Raw genomic sequence first — 17,156 nt, forward strand, 5'->3', positions numbered from 1 at the left:
GCGGCGGCCCGATCTGCTGCTGATCGAGGCCGACCACCCCGGTTGCCCGGACGAGGTGCGCCGCGCCCTCTGGGAGTCCGACTGCGTGCGCGAGGTCGCCATCGCGGGACGGGTCTGCCGGGCCCTCGCCGACCCGGGCACCGCGCCGCTGGTGGCCGCCGCGCTGCGCGCTCAGGGCCTCCGGCTCGCCGTGGTCATCGTTCAGTGGCGGCAGCAGTGGCCGCGCCAGGCCCTGCCGCCCTCGCGCACCGCCACCGCGGCCAGCGCGACGGCGACGGCCGGGTCGAGCCACCACCAGCCGAGGGAGGTGGCGGTCAGCCCCGCCAGCACCCCCGCGGCCAGCAGGGCGCACAGCATGTTCTGCGTGCCCTCGCCGGCGGTGGCCGCCGAGCCCAGGCGCGCGCCGAGCCGTCGCTTGGCCAGCCCGAGCAGCGGCATGCTGACCAGGCTGATCGTGGTGACGGCGATGCCCAGCGCCGTGGACGCCGGCCGCTGACCCTCGCGAAGGTCATAGGCCACGTGGGCCAGGAGATAGGGCGCGAGAACCCAGAAGCTGACCGCCACGGCCCGCTGCGCGCGCGACTCGGCGGTGGCCGAGTGGAGCCGGCGCCCGGTGAAGCGCCAGATGACGATGAGGCTCGCCAGCGCCTCGACCAGGGACGCCCAGCCCCAGCCGATGAGCGCCACCGAGTGGGCCGACAGCCCCGCCGCCAGGCCGAAGGAGCTCTCAGCGCCGAGCCAGACAAGCGTCGCGACCGACAGCCGCCTGGCCAGCCGCGCGTCGCGCAGGAACTGCGGCGCGGCCGAGGGACGCGCCCGCGTACCCGGATCTGGCACCATGGCCCCCGATCACCTGAAAGCCGATCCGACAGCGCTGCGTAGTCTACCGGTCGCACACGGTGCCCTGCCGTCGTCGGCGCGCGGCCATGGACGGCCGGCGGGCCGTCCATGGAGGAGATTTCATTGCCCTTCACCCCCGCCCACGTCGCCGTGGTCATCCCGTTGATCGGCTCGCCGCGGGTGCGCAAGGTGCTCGATCCCTGGGCGCTCGGCGTGGGGGCGATGGTCCCCGACCTGCCGATGTTCCTGCCGTACCTTTCGAACTACAGCCGGTGGCACTCGCCGGCCGGGGTGGTCACCGACGACGTCGCCGCGGTGTTCGTCCTGCTGGCGCTGCTGCAGTTCGTCCTGCGCGACCCGCTGACCGCGCTGCTGCCCCCCCGTCTGGCCGCGCGCGTCGCCGCGCTGCCCGGACCGGCCTGGCGGCGCTTCCCCGCCATAGCGCTCGGCGCGGCGGCGGGCGCGGCCACGCACGTGCTGTGGGACTCCTTCACCCACGAGTGGGGAGCCGCGCTCTGGGGCTGGGCATGGATGACCGCGCCGGTGGTGGGCTGGCTGAACGGCTCGCAGGTGGCGCAGTACGCCTCCTCCGTGCTCGGCCTCGCGCTGACCGTCTGGTGGGTCCTGCGCTACCTGCGCGCCGCCCGCACCGCCCCCCGGCCCGAGGTCCCCGGCTTGGGGCCGGTCGGCGTGCGGCCGCGGCTCACCGCGCGGGCGGGAGTCGAGGGACGGCCGGAGCTGACAGCGCCTGCGGGAGTCGCGGGACGGCCGGAGCTCACGGCGCGGGCGCGGTGGGGCGTGCTCGCCGGCGCGGCCGGCGGCGCGTGCTGCGCGGCCGCCCTGTGGACATTCGTCGACCCGCCGAACCCCCTGTACGGCTGGGCCGGCGTGCTCGCCAAGACGGGCGTCGGCCTGGTCGTGGGGCTGTGCGCGGTGCTGACCGTCTACGCCCTGCTGTGGCAGCTCGCGCGGGTCATACGCTTGAGGCGTGCCTGAGCTCATCACCGTGGAGGACCCCGCCGACCCCCGGCTGGCCGACTATGTGCGCCTGCGCGACGTCGAGCTGCGCAAGAGCCTGGAGGCCGAGCGCGGCCTGTTCATGGCCGAGGGCGAGAAGGTCATCCGGCGGGCCGTCGCGGCCGGATACCCGGTCAGGTCGGTGCTCACCACGCCGAGGTGGCTCGCCGGGCTGGCCGACGTGCTGGGCGAGGCCCGCGTCTACCTGGTGTCGGAGGAGGTCATGGGCGGCATCGCCGGCTTCGCCGTGCACCGCGGGGCGCTCGCCTCCATGGCCCGCCTGGAGCTCCCCGCCGTGAGCGACCTGCTCGCCGGCCGGTTCACCGCCCCGGGCGACCCCCGCTTCACCCCCGCGCCCCCGGCCCCGACTCCACCACTCCCGCGGCGGGTGCTCGTTCTTGAGGACCTGGTCGACCACGGCAACGTGGGCGCCATCTTCCGGTGCGCCGCCGCGCTCGGCGTCGAAGCCGTCATCCTGTCGCCGCGCTGTGCCGACCCGCTGTACCGGCGCTCGGTGAAGGTCTCCATGGGCGCGGTGTTCGCCGTCCCGTACGCCCGCATGACCAACTGGCACGCCGGGCTCGCCGAGCTGCGCGAGGCGGGCTTCCGCACCCTGGCGCTCACCCCCGACCTTTCGGCCACGCCGCTGGAGGCCGCCGCCGTCGGCGGCCGGGTGGCGCTGCTCCTCGGCTCCGAGGGCGACGGCCTGTCCTCCCGCTGGCTGCGCGAGGCGGACGAGGCGGTGCGCATCCCCATGAGTCCCGCCGCGATGGACCTCGGCGTCGACTCCCTCAACGTGGTCGCCGCCGCCGCCATCGCCTGCCACGAACTCACCCGATCTCCGGCCGCTCTCACCTGACAGGCGGGGCGGACGGCGGCCCGTCCGCTTTGCGAGACGTGGCGCCGCAGGGTATGGGGCCGTGCGTATCCGGGTTTGTGTCTTGCTCTGGGTTGGGTGCGGAGGGTGCTCTCCGGGCCGGTGGCGGGCGGAGGTCCTGCGGTTACGCGCCGGAAGTCCGGGTTTATGGCGTCTAAATTACCTGATGACGGACAAAATGAGCCGCGTCCAGCAATAGTACTATTGTCAGCGAAAGAGTAATCATTACTGTTAAGTCTCGCCCTTAATGGTGTCCTGGCTTGTGCTGTCGCGGCCTGTCGCGACATTGTGGTCATTGTCGCATCACGTAATGAACAGTCAATGTGCTTGGCCCTACTTCGGAGTGCTCCGATGACGCACCCACGAACGGGATACCAGGTCATCGAGGCCGTGGTCGCCCGCCTCGATCCCGACGAGCTCCCCTACCTGCCGGAAGCCTGGAGCCTTTACGCGGCCAATCCCACCCGCCTCAATCGTCGGCGCGAGCAAATGCTCGGCGGGGGCATCATCCCGCAACTCGCCGAATGGGCGCCCCTGGTGGCGACGTTCGTCGGCGGCGCGCTGGCCGACGCGATGAAGGACGAGATCGGCGACGGGGCGCGCACCGGTGCGCGCTTGCTGTTCGGCCGGATCGGCCGGCGCGCCCGCGCCCGCCGCGACGCGCAGGCGCTCGCCACCGACCCCCTCCCGCCGCTGAGCGTGGAGCGCTGCCAGTGGCTCGCCGGCAAGGCCTACAGCGACGCGCGCGCGGCGGGCGTGCCCGAGACCAGGGCCCGGCTCCTCATGCAGACAGTCCTGAGCGTGCTGCTCGAGACGGACACGGGGCATGGCCCCGACGGCGGGCCGCAGAAGGACGGCTAGATGTCGGCCGCCGACCCTCCGCGCCCGCCGCCCTTCGCGGCCCCCCGACACGGTGGCGGCCGCGGGGAGCCCTCGGCGTCACCGGGCGGGTCCGGGGAGCCGGCCGGTGGCCACGATCCGCCGGACGACCTACAGGACGGCCGCACGCCCGGCGGCCAAGCGGCCCACGACCGCGCCGCCGGCACCTTCGCGCTGCCCCCGCCGACCACGGGGCGGTTGCGGCTGCTGTTCCTGACCGTGGCGGCGGGCTCGTACTTCGCCGGCTATCTGTTCCTGGTCTGGGGTCAGGACGGCTGGCGTGCCGCCAACGAACAGTGCGCCGCGGCGCGAGCCGACCTGGTGGCCTGCACGTCCCGGGTCCTGATCCTGCAGTCGCTGACCCCGATGGCGGGCCTGCTGCTGATCGCGGCCCTCACCGTCCTCGGCTACCTCTCGGCGCCCGTCGTGGTGACCTGGTGGCAGAAGGCCGACCGGCTGGGCGACTGGCCGGAGGAACTACGGGAGACCGTCGACGCGGCGGGGCTTCCGGCCGTCCCGGAGCCGGTGCGCAGGAGGCGGGACAACGAGTGGACCATGTTCGTCTACGGCCGCCGGCCTCGACACCGTGTCCTGCTCCCGGCGAACCTGCGGCTGAGCCTCCTCAAGGGCCCCGCGGAGGTGCGGGCGCTTCTCGCCCACGAACTCGGGCATCTGCAGAACCGCGACGTCGACCGGTCGATCCTCGCCCTCTTCGCCACCGGCTCCTTCCTGCTGGTCATGGCCGTCGCCGTGGCCGCCTCGGCCGCGATGCGGATCGATCCGCCGATCCGCCTGGCGCTCGGCTGGCGGCTGGTGCTGCTGGTGTCGCTGGTCGTGGCCACGTTCGCCGGCGTGCTACGGGCCCGCGAGCACGACGCCGACCTGCGGGCGAGCACGAAGCACCGGGCGACACTGCTCGAACTGCTGAAGACGTCGGCCGCCCAGCGTTCCTGGCCGATCCGGCTGCATCCCACGCTCCCGGACCGGCGCCGCATCGTGCTGGATCCGGGCCTGACCATGCGGACCTCCGTGCCGGAGGCGTTCGCGACCGGCGTCGCAGGCGGCGTGGCCATCCTGGAACTGGCCGCTCCGGTGCAAGCACTGCTCCCGGAGCCCGAACTCGTCGCCTATTGGATCGCCGCGTTCGTGGTCGCGCTGCCCATCGCCGGCGTGGTCGGCCTGGCCGTGTGGCGCTCGGTGCTGCACGACGTCGAGGCCGGCGTCCGGCGAACGCGGGTGGTCCTCCCGGGGGTCGCTCTGGGCACGGGAGTGGTCCTCGGCTCCATCCTGGCGCCGAGGGGGAGCGCGCCTTGGACCGTCGTGTTCACCTCGGTGCCCGAGTCGACCGCGCAGCTCACGTTCCTGGAGGGCGACCCGCTGACCGCGATCTGCCTCGCGGCGGGTCTTCCGCTGGTGACAGCGCTGGTGCTCAACTGGGTCGCGCTGGCGGCCGCCGCGCGCCTGCCCGGAGGCGGGCCGAGGGCATGGCGCCCGATGGCATTGGCCACCGCTGTGGTGTTCGGTGGCGTGTTCGGCACCTGGTTCCTCGCGGCCCGGTTCGCGGCGGTCGATCAGTGGCGTCCCGCCTCCCTGGCGGGTCTCGTGATCGAGCCCTGGGAGGCCGGGGTGCTCGCGGCGGTGGCGCTGACCTGCTGTGCGGTGCTCCTGCCGCTCCGCCGCGCCCCCTGGTCGTGGTTCGCCGGGGCGGCGGGGGGACTCCTGCTGTCGCTGGTGTTCCTCGGCGCCGTCGCGACCGGCGCGGTGGGCGCGCGTCCTGTGGCCCAATGGTCGGCCGCCGCGCTCCCCGAGTCGAACGAACCCGAGGCCGTCTGCCTGTGGCTGCGTGCCGTCGGCATCCGGGCGCTGGGCGACCGCGGTGACCACGACACCCGGGCCCGGCTGGGCGACTTCCTCCGAACGGCGCCCGACTCCCATCTGCGCCGGGCGGGCGGGCTCATGTCGCTCAGCGCCCGCACGCGCTCGCACGCGACCGCCATGGACGCCTGGCGGCTGCTGGTGCGGCGCTGCGACCTGATCAAGCGGTATCCGGAGACCGTCGAGACCCCTCCGGCCACCCCCACACCCCCGTTCCCCCTTCTGACCGAGTGAGGAATCATGAACGCCAAGAGCATGCTCGTCCGCCGCGCCGCCGGTTCTCTCGTGGTGACGGCCGTGGTCCTCGCGCCGGCGCCCGCCCACGCCGGCGTCGACCGGACGGCGGCGGTGCGCCCCGTCCCGAACCTCGCCGGAGCGCTGCTCGACCTCTCGGACGTGCCCAGCGGGTATCTCAGGTGGACTCCGAAGTACACGGCGTACGACTCGACCGACTCCAAGCCCTGCGCCCAGACCCTGGACGAACTGCAGTTCCCCCTTCACCGCGATCGGAGGGTGCGTTACGCGGACGTGGCCTTCAGCGGCGGTGACACCGGCCCGTACATCGTGGAGACGCTCCGGTACTACAAGTCCGGCTCCCCGAAGCGCGCCCTGGCCGACGCCGCCGCGACGCTCCGCCGGTGCGGCCGGTTCACGCTGTGGTACACCAGCGAGCCTCCAGAGCTGACCGCGGTCGTCACGGTCCAGCGCATGGCGTTCCCCTCCGTTGCAACGGAGACCCGGGGCTGGTTCATCACGGTCACGTTCACGCAGAACGGCGCGCGCGTGTACGGCGCGAACCAGGTGCTGGTACTGGCCAGATCCAACAGGACACTGATGATCCTGAGCCGGCACGGCGAGAAGGCGCCGAGCGCGGCCTTCATCCGGAGCCTGGCCGAGCGGGCCGCCGCGAAGATGCGCAAGCTGAAGTGAGACCCGACCGCGTCGCTCCTCGCGGGTCCTCGGTCTGGAAGACACGGTCCCGCTATCGCGGGGTGCGCGCCGTCGCGAGAAGGTAGGCCGGCCAGCTTCCGTGGGCGCTGATGTCCTTCGCCGACTCGGCGGCGTACGCCTCGCACAGGAAGCCGAGGACGCGGCGGCCGTCGGCGAGGTCGACGGTGCCGAGCGTCAGCGGCGGCCCGGTGTCGGCCAGCAGCGTGCCGAGCGCCTGCGTGCCCAGCTCGTACAGCTCCACCTCGACCGCGACGCCCGCGCCGGGCCGGCGCACCAGGCCGGGACGCGCCGGCTCGCCGCCGTCCAGCGCGTAGAGCCGGTAGAGCGGCGCGGTCATGACCGTGCCGAGGCCGGCGGCGCCGAGCGCGGCGAGCCGGCCGTGCAGCGGCTGCCCGAGCCGGTGCGCCCCGACGACGGCCAGCACCTTCTGTCCGCCATCATGGACGCCCGTCGCCGTCTCCGGGGCCTCGGCGGGTGAGGACGAGATGTCCGTCCCAGAGTCGCCGGGCCGTGCGCCGGAGGCACCCGCGGTCGCGTCGCCGCCGGATGGCGTGGTGGCCTCGGCGGGCGACTGGAAGGCGTCGGCCAGGCCGGCCAGAAGGGCGTCCGCGCCGGCCGGGGCCAGCAGGCTGAGGCCGTGCGGGCGGCCCGCCGCCGTCATGCCGCCGGGCACCGCGACCGCCGCCAGGTCGAGCAGGTTGGCGAAGGTCGTGTAGTGCCCGAGGACGGTGTTGCGGTCGATCGGGCTCTCCAGCATCTCGGCGACGGTGAAGGTCGTCGGCACCGTCGGCAGGGCGAGCGCGTCCATCGCCGCCCACGCCCGCCGGGTCTTCGCGCGCAGCGCCCGCAGGCGGTACAGGCCCTCGAAGGCGTCGACCGCGCTGAGGCCGGCGCCGCCGCCGAGCACCTCGCGGGTGACCGGGTGCAGCTCGCCGGGGTGACGGGCGGCGAATTCGCCCACCGCGGCGAGCCGTTCGGCGATCCACGGCCCCTGGTACAGCAGCCGTCCCGCGGCGAGGAACGGGTCGAGGTCGACCGGGACGATCCGGTGCCCGAGCCCGGCGAGCCGCTTCACCACCTCGGCGAACGCGGCCTCGGCGGCGTCGTCACCGAAGAACGACAGGTGCTCGGGCACCCCGACGCGCATCGCGCCGACGGCGGGCGGCGCCGGGGAGGGCACGGGCAGCGGGCGCGACCACGGGTCGGCGGGCTCGGGACCCGCCATCACCGACAGCACCGCGAGCCCGTCGGCGGCCGACCGGGCGAAGACGCTCGGGCAGTCCAGCGACGCGCACGCCGGCACGACGCCCAGCGTGCTGACCAGACCCCGGCTCGGCTTGATCCCGGTGGTGCCGGTGAGGGCGGCCGGCACCCGGCCCGACCCGGCCGTGTCGGTGCCCACGGCGAAGGTCACCAGCCCGGCGCCCACCGCGACCGCGGAGCCCGAGCTGGACCCGCCGGAGATCAGGCCGGGCACCAGCGGCGACTCGCACGTGCCGTACGGGCTGCGGGCGCCGGACAACCCGGTGGCGAACTGGTCCAGGTTGGTCTTGCCGACCAGCAGCGCCCCGGCCGCGAGTAGCCGCTCGACCAGCGGCGCGCCGCGCTCGGGCACGTAGGCGTAGGCCGGGCAGGCCGCCGTGGTCGGCAGCCCGGCCACGTCCACGTTGTCCTTGACGGCGAAGGGCACCCCGTACAGCGGCGGGCGCGAGCCGGGGTCCGGCCAGCGGCGGGCCAGTTCGGCGGCGTCGCCGAGCAGGTCCGCCGCCGGCCGCAGGGTGATCCACACGTGGTCGTCGCCGCGGGCGGCGATGCGCCTGAGCACCTCCGCGGCCACGCCGGCCGGGGTGAGCGACCCGTCGCGGTACCCACGGGCCAGGTGCGCGAGATCGAGCGAGATGGTCATCGGATCCCTCTGTCGTGGGCGCCGCCGTCCGCGTGCCGCCGGCGGGTCGGCCGGGGGTCATGAGGCCGCGGGCACCTCGGCGGCCACGGGCTCGGCGGCGGGCGGGGCGGTCGCGGCGTCCTCGGCCCCGGCCGGACGTAGGAAGGCGAAGGCCAGCAGCACCAGCCCGGCGAACAGGTAGCCCAGGGCGATCTGGCCGCCCGCGTTCCACGCGACCCGCTCGCCGTGGATCAGGCCGACGAACGACAGCGCCGCCCCGATGCCCGCGTACGCGGCGGCCCACAGGAACGAGCGGTCGATGATGAACGCGGCGATCGAGCCCAGCACCAGCCCGGCGAGCACCGCCCCGCCGCCGAGCAGGGCCGTGCCCTCGTAGACCGTGCCGCTCTGCGCGATGGCCGCGTACCCGACCTTCTGGGCGCTGGTGCCCGCCGCCGCCAGCGCGTTGTCCATGTAGCCCTGCGCCCAGGCGGCGATGTTCGGGATGATCGCCAGCACGACGGCGACGGCGTGCGCCCGCGGCACGGCCTGGAACGCCTGGGCGCCGATGAGCAGCCCGATGTACAGCAGGATGGGCACGATCGCCGGCGTCGGGAACACCGCCCCGAGCAGCGAGAACATGCCGAGGAAGCAGAAGGCCGCGATCACGACGCCGCTGGCCATCGAGTAGCCGCTGCGGCCGCCGGCCGACTTCCACCCCGGGTGGCCGATGTAGACCGCGGGCGGGAACGGCGAGCCGAGCATCGAGCCGACCACCGCGCCCGCGCCGTCGGCGAGCAGGACCGACCGCAGGTTGTAGGAGTCGCCCGCGGCGGCGGCGCTCTCGACGTTGCTCATGCCCTCGGTGAAGTTGTAGATGCCGAGCGGGATCGCGGTGGCCAGCAGCGGCGACACCTCGCGCAGCCCGTCGAGCAGCCGGCCGAGGTTGAAGGAGGGCAGACTGACCGCGATGTCGCCGGCGGCCCGGCCGACGTCGGCCGGGTTCATGTACCCGCCGATCCAGGCGATGGCGGTGCCCGCGAGCAGCGCGGCCAGGCCGACCGGGATGCCGCCCGGCAGGCGCAGGTCGGTGAAGAAGCCGACCAGGATGATCACCAGCACCGGCAGCGCGATCCAGGCGGCCTCCCACATCTGCGCGGCGGGACGCATGGCGATGAAGGCGATCGAGATGCCCGCGAGCGTGCCGAGCATGGCCGCCCTCGGCGTGAACCGGCGGATGTAGGGGCCGACGAACGCACCGATCACCACGATGAGGCCGATGATGAAGCACCACGCCAGCCCGGCGGCCCACGCCGTGAGGGGATTCTTCGTCGTCAAGTACGTGGGCAGCATGATCACGAAGACGACGATGAACATGTGCGGCACGCTCGGCCCGTACGGCATCGCGCAGACGTCGTCGCGGCCCTCACGGCGGGCCAGCCGCCGGGCCAGGTAGGTGTAGTAGAGGTTGCCGATCAGGAGCTGGATGCCCATCGCCGGCAGGATGACCCCGAAGACCTGCGCGCCGGGCAGGTGCACGACGCCGAGGCACAGGCCGCTCAGCACCAGCACGTTCACCATGACGTTGAAGCCGAGACCGAAGAAGGCGTTGGTGTCCCCGCCGACCCACCAGGGCAGGCGCGGCGGGGCTGACAGGGGGGTGGTGGTCGTGGTCATCGTGCGCTCCGCGCTTCTAGTGCCTTGAGGTAGTGGCCGGAGGGGGCGACCCACCCGAAGATGCCGCCCTGTGCCGCGATCATGTCGAGTCCGTGGCGCTGGAACTCCGGGAAGTAGGAGCCCACGCAGTCCGACAGCACCAGGCACTCGTAGCCCCGGTCGTTGGCCTCCCTGACGGTGGTGTGCACGCACACCTCGGTCGTGACGCCGGTGACGACCAGGCTGCGGACGTCCATGTCGCGCAGGATCTCGTCCAGCCCGGTGGCGTAGAAGGCGCCTTTCCCGGGCTTGTCGATGACCAGCTCCCCCGCGATCGGGGCGAGCTCGTCGATGATGTCGTGGCCGCGTTCGCCGCGGACCAGGATGCGCCCGTACGGGCCGGGATCGCCGATGCGCATCGAGGGCGCGCCGCGGCGCAGCTTGGCGGGCGGGCAGTCGGACAGGTCGGGCAGGTGCCCCTCGCGGGTGTGCACCACGGGCACGCCGGCGGACCGGGTGGCGGCGAGCACCTCGCGCAGCGGGGGGATGACGTCCTGGAGCAGGGTCACGTCGTTGCCCAGGCTCTCCCCGAAGCCGCCGGGCTCGACGAAGTCGCGCTGCATGTCGATGACCAGCAGGGCGGTGTGCGCGGGGTCGAAGCCGTAGGGATACGGCTGGGCCTCGACGAGAAGCGGATCGGACACGTTGGCCTCCGTTCCTCCGATTCCTCCCTTGTCGATTGTCGACAGAATTGTGTCGGGGGTTCTTCGGCCCGGTTACGCTTCTGTTAGCCGCTCTGCCCGGGTACGGGGCGCGGCCGTCTCGGGCCGGGGTTCGCCGGCCTCCTGCCGGGGTTCCCTCGAACGCCAGGGTCCCTCCAACGCCAGGGCCCCCTCGAACGCCAGGGCCCCCTCAACGCCGGGGCCCCCTCAACGCCGGGGCCCCCTCAACGCCGGGGCCCCCTCGAACGCCGGGGCCCCCTCGAACGCCGGGGCCCCCTCGAACGCCGGGGCCGGGAGCGCGCCGAGTGTGGTGCCTGGAGCGGGTGGGTCTCCGCCGCTTTCCAGGTCAGCCGATGTAGGTGCGGGCTCCGTGCGCGGCGAGGGCCGCGACGACCGTCGCGGGGTCGCCCGAGGCGACCGCCTCGTACAGGCGCCGGTGGCGCACCACCCCCTCCGACGGCGTGCGCTGCTCGGCCTCCCTGCGCAGGTTGGCCGCCATGTACAGCTGCAGCTTGGACACCACCGGCTCGTACGCCAGCAGCAACTGGCGGTGGCCCGCCAGCGCCACCAGCGCGATGTGGAACCGCCGGTGCGCCTCGTTCTCGGCCAGGGCGTCCCCCGCCTCGACCGCCCCGCGCATGCCTTCGAGCGCCTCGGCCAGCCCCGACAGGTCGTGCGCCCCCGACGGGGGCAGCGCCGTCCACACCGCGTAGCGCTCCAGCACGTCGCGCAGCCCGAACAGCTCGTCGACGTCCTTGCTGGACAGCTCGGCCACCCGGACCCCGCGCCGGGGCAGGTGCTCGACCAGGCCCTGCTGCGCGAGCGAGCGCAGCGCCTCGCGCAGCGGCGCCCTGCTGGTTCCGAAGCGCTGGGTGAGCTGCTCCTCGATCAGTCGCTCGCCCGGGGCCAGCGCCCCGCTGAGTATCTCGTGACGCAGCCGCCGCATCGACAGCTCGACGAGGCTGGGGGAGTCGAGGACCCCGTCAGATTCCACCCGCACACCTCCCGGAACCCATTCTCCGCGAGCCTCAGACGCCGTTCGCGCTCGCCCCGTCGAGAAGGACCCGGGCGCTGCCGTAGCGGGCGGCGTCGCTCCTGTCGCCGAGGACCGCCCCGACCAGCGTGTGGCCGCCGCGCACCGAGGTGAACAGCAGGCAGTAGCCGGCCGGGCGTGTGTAGCCGGTCTTCAGCCCCTGTGCCTCGTCGGGCAGCAGGCGGTTGGTGTTGCGCCAGACGTGGGCGCGGTGCGCCGCCGTCTTCCCGGTCGCGTACCGCGGGGTGCGGGCGATGGTGGCGATGACCGGGTCGGCCAGAACGGCGTTGGCCAGCCTCACCTGGTCCTGCGCGGTGGAGCGGTCGCCGCCGGGCTTGGGCAGCCCGTCGGCGTTCTTGTACAGGGTGTCGCGCATGCCGAGGGTCTTGGCCGCGCGGTTCATCTTCGCCACGAAGCCTTTCACGCCCGGTCCGTAGCGCCGCGCGAGGGCGTTGGCGGCGTCCGCCCCGGACGGCAGCATCAGCGCGTACAGCATGTCGCGCACGGTCAGCCGCTCGCCGGCCCGCAGCCCGGCGTGGGTGGCGCCGTTCGCGGCGGCGTGCCTGACGTCGTCCTTGGACACCGTGACGAGGTCGTCCAGCGACGCCGAGCGGCGCACCACGTACGCGGTCATGACCTTGGTCAGGCTGGCCACGGGAACCCGGCGGGTCTGGCGCCTGGCGTATTCGACCGTTCCGGCGGTGACGTCGACCAGGTAGGCCTCCTTCGCCGTGACCGCCGCCGCGCCGGCCCGGCCGCGCGCGGGCAGCGCGGCGAGGGTCGCGCTCGTGGAGGGAGCGGCGGTCGTGGCGCTCACGGTTCCGGCGGCCGGGGCGGTGGTGGACATCGTCGCCCCAGCCGCTTTCACGGGCGCCGTGAGGGCGGCCGGGGGGCGCGGCGCCGTGCCCGCGAGGGCCGGGCCGGCCGGGCCGGCCGTGATCAGGGCCGCTACCAGGATAGGGAGAACCGCCATGCGCATCCCGTTATGATCCCATGCCCACCAATCTGGGCATGCGCATTGACGCGAGATGCCCGGGCGGCGATCGTGGTACTTTCCGCCCGCGCGATCCCGGCCCCCGCACCGGCCCCCGTCGCGACTGCAAGCGGACGGCAAGTAGGACACAACCAGCCCCGCGTACACCTGAGGGTGAACGAAAGGGGCGGGGCATGAGAGCGGGGCGCAGCATGGAGCCGGTACGCCGTCTGGCGCCGATCATGGCAAGCGGCGTGGCGAGCGTCTTCAAGCTGCTGATCGCGACGCTGGCCTTCTGCGGCGCCTACTTCGGCGTGGCGGCCACCGGCGGGCCCGCCGTCCCGGCGCGGGCCGGCGAAACGGCCGCCGGCGAGCAGGTCAGGACCGTCACCCTGTCCGCCCAGGCCATGCCGGTCGAGATGGGCCGCGCGCCGAGGCCCGGCCTGGTGACGGTCGGCGCCGCGGAGCCCGGCGCGCCCTGCCCGCGCGCCTACCACGCGCAGAGCTTCCTGGCCGGCGGCGCCGGCCGTGCCGCCGCCTACGAGTGGAGCCTGCGGCGCTGGAACCCCGGCCGCCACGCGTGGAAGACCGTCGAGGTCTCCGGCGCCGGCCGGGTTCTGGGCGGGCCGCGCACCGTCGAGTGGCGCCCCCGCGTCGCCGGCGCCCCGGGCTGGTACCGCGTCGAGCTCGCGGCGACCGGCGGCCGGACGATCGCCGGCGAGAGGTTCAAGGTCACCTGCTGAGGGCAGCACCCCGGAGCCACGTGCCGGCCGGACCGGCGCGGCCCGGCCGGCACGCGGCAAAGACCGGTATGACCGCTTTGAGAAGCACAACGCCGCAGCCCCCCCGCGCCGAGAACACGCAGCGTCCCGTGACGCCGGCGCCGCGGCACCGGCACGCCGCGCCCAGATCACCGCCCGGTGCCCGGGCCGCGCCCAGATCGCCGGCACCGACCCCTGCCTTCACCGGTGAAGGCGGGACGGGTCAGACGGTTCCCAGGCCCTTTCGCGCCGCCGTGACCCAGCGGGGGACGCCGACCCGTTCGGCCACCGCCAGCGCCTTCTCATAATGCCTGCGCGCGTCCTCCGGCTGCCCGAGATGCATGGCGAGGTCGCCGAGCGTCTGCGCGACCGGCCACAGCGCAACGACACCGGTGCCGGCGCCCGCGATGCGGTCCGACAGCGGGCCGAGGGTCGAGTAGGCGTCCTGCATGCGGTCGCGGTCGCCGAGCAGCATCCCGGCCAGCGCACGCCACGTCGTCGCCAGCTCGTACAGGAAGTCGGCGCGGACGGGGGGCCGGATGGCCGCGATCGCCCGCGCGTCCTTGACGTGGCCCGCCGAGGCCAGCGCGACGGCGTAGGCGTCCAGCGTCCACTTGGCGCCGCGCCGGTGCGCCTCCTCCAGGGCCTCGACCATGTCGGCGGCCCTGCCGTCCACCAGGTGCAGGCAGAACGTCGTGATCAGCGGCAGGTCCTGGCGGCCCTCCAGCATGCCGGCGCGCGCCGTGAGCCGGGCGGCGTCGCGGTAGGCGCGCTCGGCGCCGGCGTACTCGCCGGTGATCATCATGCGCATGCCGGCGTACCAGGCGCCCACCGCGGACGGCGCCGGCAGGTCGTACCGCCTGGCCAGCCGCTCGGCGGAGCTCATCTGCGCGTCGGCCTCGGCGAAGTCGCCGCGCGCCGCCGCGCACTCCATCAGCACCAGATGGGCCAGCGCCCGCACCGCGATCTGCCCGGACGCGGCGCCGACCTCCAGCAGCTCGCGGCCGATGGCCTCGCGCTCGTCGACCACCGTGATGACGTACGACTGGCGCAGCCGGCCGCTCAGCGCGACGGCGAGCAGCGCCGGGTCGCCGCTCTGCCGGGCCAGCTCCTCGGCCTCCAGCGACGCCTCGTACCCGCGTCCGGTGGCCGAGCCCTCCAGCTCCAGCGCCAGAGTGGCCAGCAGGCTCGCGCGCAGCGACTGCTCGCTCGGCGGCAGCTCGATCAGCGCCCGCTCGGTGACGTCGACGATCTCCCACGCGGTGCGGGTGAGGTCGCGGGCGATGCCCTTGTAGGGGACGGCCACCGACGCGGCGATGCGCGCGGTCAGCTCCAGGTCGCCGAGCGGCAGGGCGGCGTCCATCGCCTCGCGGCGGCGGGCCCGTGCCGCCGTCATGTCGCCGCACAGCGCCAGCGCCTTGATCAGCCGGAGCTGGAGCATCAGCCGCTCCTTGGGCGGCCCGCCCGTGGGGTGGGCGCGGTCGAACGCCGCGATGGCCCGCTCCCACAGAGTCGCGGCCTCCCGGTGGGCGAAGCGCCGCTCGGCCTGCTCGGCGGCCAGGCCGGCGTAGTGGACGGCCTTGGCCGCGGTCTCCACCGTGCCGGCGGCGTCGTAGTGGTGGGCGAGCGCCGCCACGTCCGACCGCGACCGGCTCTCGATGACCGAGGCGACGGCCGCGTGCAGGCGGGACCTGCGCAGCCGCGAGGCGTCGGAGTACAGCGTGTCGCGGACCAGGTCGTGGTCGAACCGCAGCATGCCCGGCCCCGGCTCGGTGACCAGGCCGGCCAGCAGTCCGGCCTCGACGGCGTCGACGACGGCGTCCTCGTCGCCGGAGATGTCGACCAGCACGTCGATGTCCACGTCCCGGCCGATCACCGCGGCCTGCAGCAGGATCTGCTGGGCCGTCGCCGGAAGGCGGGCGATGCGGCGGCGCAGCACGTCGCGCACGCCGGAGGGCACCTCGGAGATGACCTCGGCGGCGGTGGCGCGGCCCCCGGTGGACTCGGAGTCCAGCAGCCGGACGGTCTCGCGGACGAAGAAGGGGTTGCCGCCGGTGCGTTCGACGATCGTGCCCAAGGCCTCCTCGTCGACCTCGCGGACGCAGGTGGCGCGCACCAGCTCGGCCACGGCCTGCTGGTCGAGCCCTTCCAGGCCTACCCGCACCGGCCCGAGCCGGGCCAGGGCCGCCAGCACGTCGGACTGCTGGTCGTTGAGCTCGCCGTCGCGGCAGGTCACCACGAGCAGCACCCGGCTGGTGGCCAGCAGGCTGGGCAGCGCGCGCAGCATGGCGAGCGTCTGGTCGTCGGCCCAGTGCAAATCTTCCAGGGTGAGCAGCACGGGCGCGTCGCGGGCGATGCCGGCGATGTAGCCGCCGACCGCGCGGTGCAGCCGGAAGCCGCCGGAGGCCTGGTCGTCCTCGTCGGCGGGGGCGGCGTCGTCCAGCAGCGGCGCGAGCAGCGGGCCGTACTCGCCGGCGCCGCGCACCGCGACCAGCGCGCGCAGGACCTCCACCCACGCCCAGCCCGGCGGGGTGGCGCTGCTGTCGGGGCAGCCTCCCGAGGCGGTGATCCAGCCCTGGCGGGCGAGCTCCTGGCCGAGCTGGCGCACCAGCGTGGTCTTGCCCGCGCCGGGGTCGCCGCCGACCACGGCGGCGGTGAAGCGCCCGGACAGGGCGTGCGGCGCGGCGCCGGTCAGCCGGGCCAGCTCGGCGTCCCGGCCGACGAACGGCTCGGCGGGCAGCGGCGGGACGTCCACGGCGGGGCTCTCGGCGCGCGGCGGCCAGGTGCCGCCGGGCTCGGCGAAACGCTGCTGCCGCTGCGGGACCGTCAGCTCCAGCCCTGGATCCTGGGACAGGATGTCGGACTCCATCTTGCGCAGCGCGGGGCCCGGGTCGATGCCGAGCTCGTCGGCCAGCATCGTGCGGGCCCGCCGCAGCGCGGCCAGGGCGTCGCCCTGCCTGCCGCAGCGGTACAGGCCCAGGGCCAGCAGCCGCCAGCCCTCCTCGCGCAGCGGATGCTCGCCGGTCAGGGCCTCCAGGTCGGGCACGGTCTCGGCGTGCAGGCCCAGGCGCAGGCCCGCGTCGGCGTGGCGCTCGCGGGCCACCAGCCGCAGCTCGGCCAGCCGGTTGACCTCCGCCTCGGCCCACTGCTGCTCGGCGAAGTCGGAGTAAGGGGTGCCGCGCCACAGGCCGAGCGAGGTCTCAAGGCCCGAGCGCGCCGGCTCGGGATCGTCGTTGTCCAGGTACTTGCCGGCCGAGCGCACCATCGACTCGAAGCGGAGCGCGTCGACCTGCTCGGGCGCGGTGCGAAGCGCGTACCCCGAGGCGACGGTGACCAGCAGGCGGTTGGGGCCGCCGCGCGGGCGGCCGGGCTCAAGGACGCGGCGCAGCCGCGAGATGTAGACCTGCAGCCCCGACTGGGCGCCTTTGGCGGCCTCGTCGCTCCACAGGTCGAACAGCAGTGTGTCGACCGGCACCACCTGGCCGCGCGCGACCAGTAATCGCGCCAGTACGGCGCGTTGCCGAAGCCCGCCGAGGTCGACCTCACCGTCGCCGTCGTCGTACGCCTCGACCGGCCCAAGAACGCGGAACGTCACCATGTCAGCCGCCACGCTATGCGGGCCCGTCGAGCGCGCACAAGCTATTCGTCAAGGCCCGCCTTCCTTCTCTCGCCGCGCCGTCGCGGATG

General features: G+C 74.4%; 13 protein-coding genes. 6 read left to right on the forward strand and 7 right to left on the reverse strand.

All coding sequences use genetic code 11. The features are described from left to right. Window positions 1-201: 201 nt before the first annotated feature. The gene (locus tag ACWEN6_RS18300) at window positions 202-840 is read right to left on the reverse strand and encodes a cation transporter (protein WP_452571258.1); all 639 of its coding nucleotides are present in this window, start codon (window positions 838-840) and stop codon (window positions 202-204) included. 123 nt (window positions 841-963) lie between these two features. Here ACWEN6_RS18300 and ACWEN6_RS18305 point away from each other — a divergent pair, with 123 nt between their 5' ends. The 5 genes from ACWEN6_RS18305 to ACWEN6_RS18325 all read left to right on the forward strand — a co-directional run bounded on the left by ACWEN6_RS18305 (window position 964) and on the right by ACWEN6_RS18325 (window position 6,418). After that, entirely contained in the window at window positions 964-1,836 is an 873-nt protein-coding gene (locus ACWEN6_RS18305) for a DUF4184 family protein (RefSeq protein ID WP_452571259.1), read from the forward strand. Beyond that, window positions 1,829-2,716 carry a TrmH family RNA methyltransferase gene (locus ACWEN6_RS18310; RefSeq protein WP_452571260.1) on the forward strand — a complete coding sequence of 296 codons (888 nt, stop codon included), beginning with the start codon at window positions 1,829-1,831 and terminating at the stop codon, window positions 2,714-2,716. The genes ACWEN6_RS18305 and ACWEN6_RS18310 overlap by 8 nt, the downstream gene beginning before the upstream one ends. Window positions 2,717-3,085: 369 nt before the next feature. Further along, window positions 3,086-3,595, forward strand: coding sequence for a hypothetical protein (locus ACWEN6_RS18315; protein WP_452571261.1), 510 nt, complete (start codon window positions 3,086-3,088; stop codon window positions 3,593-3,595). After that, the gene (locus ACWEN6_RS18320; protein ID WP_452571262.1) at window positions 3,596-5,722 is read left to right on the forward strand and encodes a M48 family metalloprotease; all 2,127 of its coding nucleotides are present in this window, start codon (window positions 3,596-3,598) and stop codon (window positions 5,720-5,722) included. A 6-nt stretch (window positions 5,723-5,728) separates the two neighbouring features. Then, window positions 5,729-6,418 (forward strand): hypothetical protein, encoded by a 690-nt coding sequence (locus ACWEN6_RS18325; protein ID WP_452571263.1) that lies wholly within the window; start codon window positions 5,729-5,731, stop codon window positions 6,416-6,418. Window positions 6,419-6,470: 52 nt separating this feature from the next. Here ACWEN6_RS18325 and atzF read toward each other — a convergent pair whose 3' ends face one another. From atzF to ACWEN6_RS18350, 5 genes are all read right to left on the reverse strand, one after another. Continuing rightward, window positions 6,471-8,345, reverse strand: a complete 1,875-nt coding sequence (gene atzF, locus ACWEN6_RS18330; protein ID WP_452571264.1) for an allophanate hydrolase — start codon at window positions 8,343-8,345, stop codon at window positions 6,471-6,473. 57 nt (window positions 8,346-8,402) lie between these two features. Beyond that, entirely contained in the window at window positions 8,403-10,001 is a 1,599-nt protein-coding gene (locus ACWEN6_RS18335; RefSeq protein WP_354840897.1) for a SulP family inorganic anion transporter, read from the reverse strand. Then, window positions 9,998-10,684, reverse strand: a complete 687-nt coding sequence (locus ACWEN6_RS18340; RefSeq protein ID WP_354840900.1) for a cysteine hydrolase family protein — start codon at window positions 10,682-10,684, stop codon at window positions 9,998-10,000. The genes ACWEN6_RS18335 and ACWEN6_RS18340 overlap by 4 nt, the downstream gene beginning before the upstream one ends. Before the next feature lie 364 nt (window positions 10,685-11,048). Next, entirely contained in the window at window positions 11,049-11,696 is a 648-nt protein-coding gene (locus tag ACWEN6_RS18345) for a GntR family transcriptional regulator (RefSeq protein WP_354840903.1), read from the reverse strand. Between the two features lie 34 nt (window positions 11,697-11,730). Continuing rightward, window positions 11,731-12,708 carry a D-alanyl-D-alanine carboxypeptidase family protein gene (locus ACWEN6_RS18350; protein WP_452571265.1) on the reverse strand — a complete coding sequence of 326 codons (978 nt, stop codon included), beginning with the start codon at window positions 12,706-12,708 and terminating at the stop codon, window positions 11,731-11,733. 194 nt (window positions 12,709-12,902) lie between these two features. Between ACWEN6_RS18350 and ACWEN6_RS18355 the strand changes: the two genes are divergently transcribed. Beyond that, window positions 12,903-13,451: a hypothetical protein gene (locus ACWEN6_RS18355; RefSeq protein WP_452571266.1), complete on the forward strand. Its 549-nt coding sequence runs from the start codon at window positions 12,903-12,905 to the stop codon at window positions 13,449-13,451. Between the two features lie 241 nt (window positions 13,452-13,692). Here the strand turns inward: ACWEN6_RS18355 and ACWEN6_RS18360 are convergent, their stop codons facing one another. Then, a complete protein-coding gene (locus ACWEN6_RS18360; RefSeq protein WP_452571267.1) occupies window positions 13,693-17,067 on the reverse strand; it encodes a BTAD domain-containing putative transcriptional regulator in 3,375 nt (1,124 codons plus the stop codon). Window positions 17,068-17,156 lie beyond the last annotated feature (89 nt).

The sequence above is a fragment of the Sphaerisporangium sp. NPDC004334 genome, from assembly GCF_053602655.1.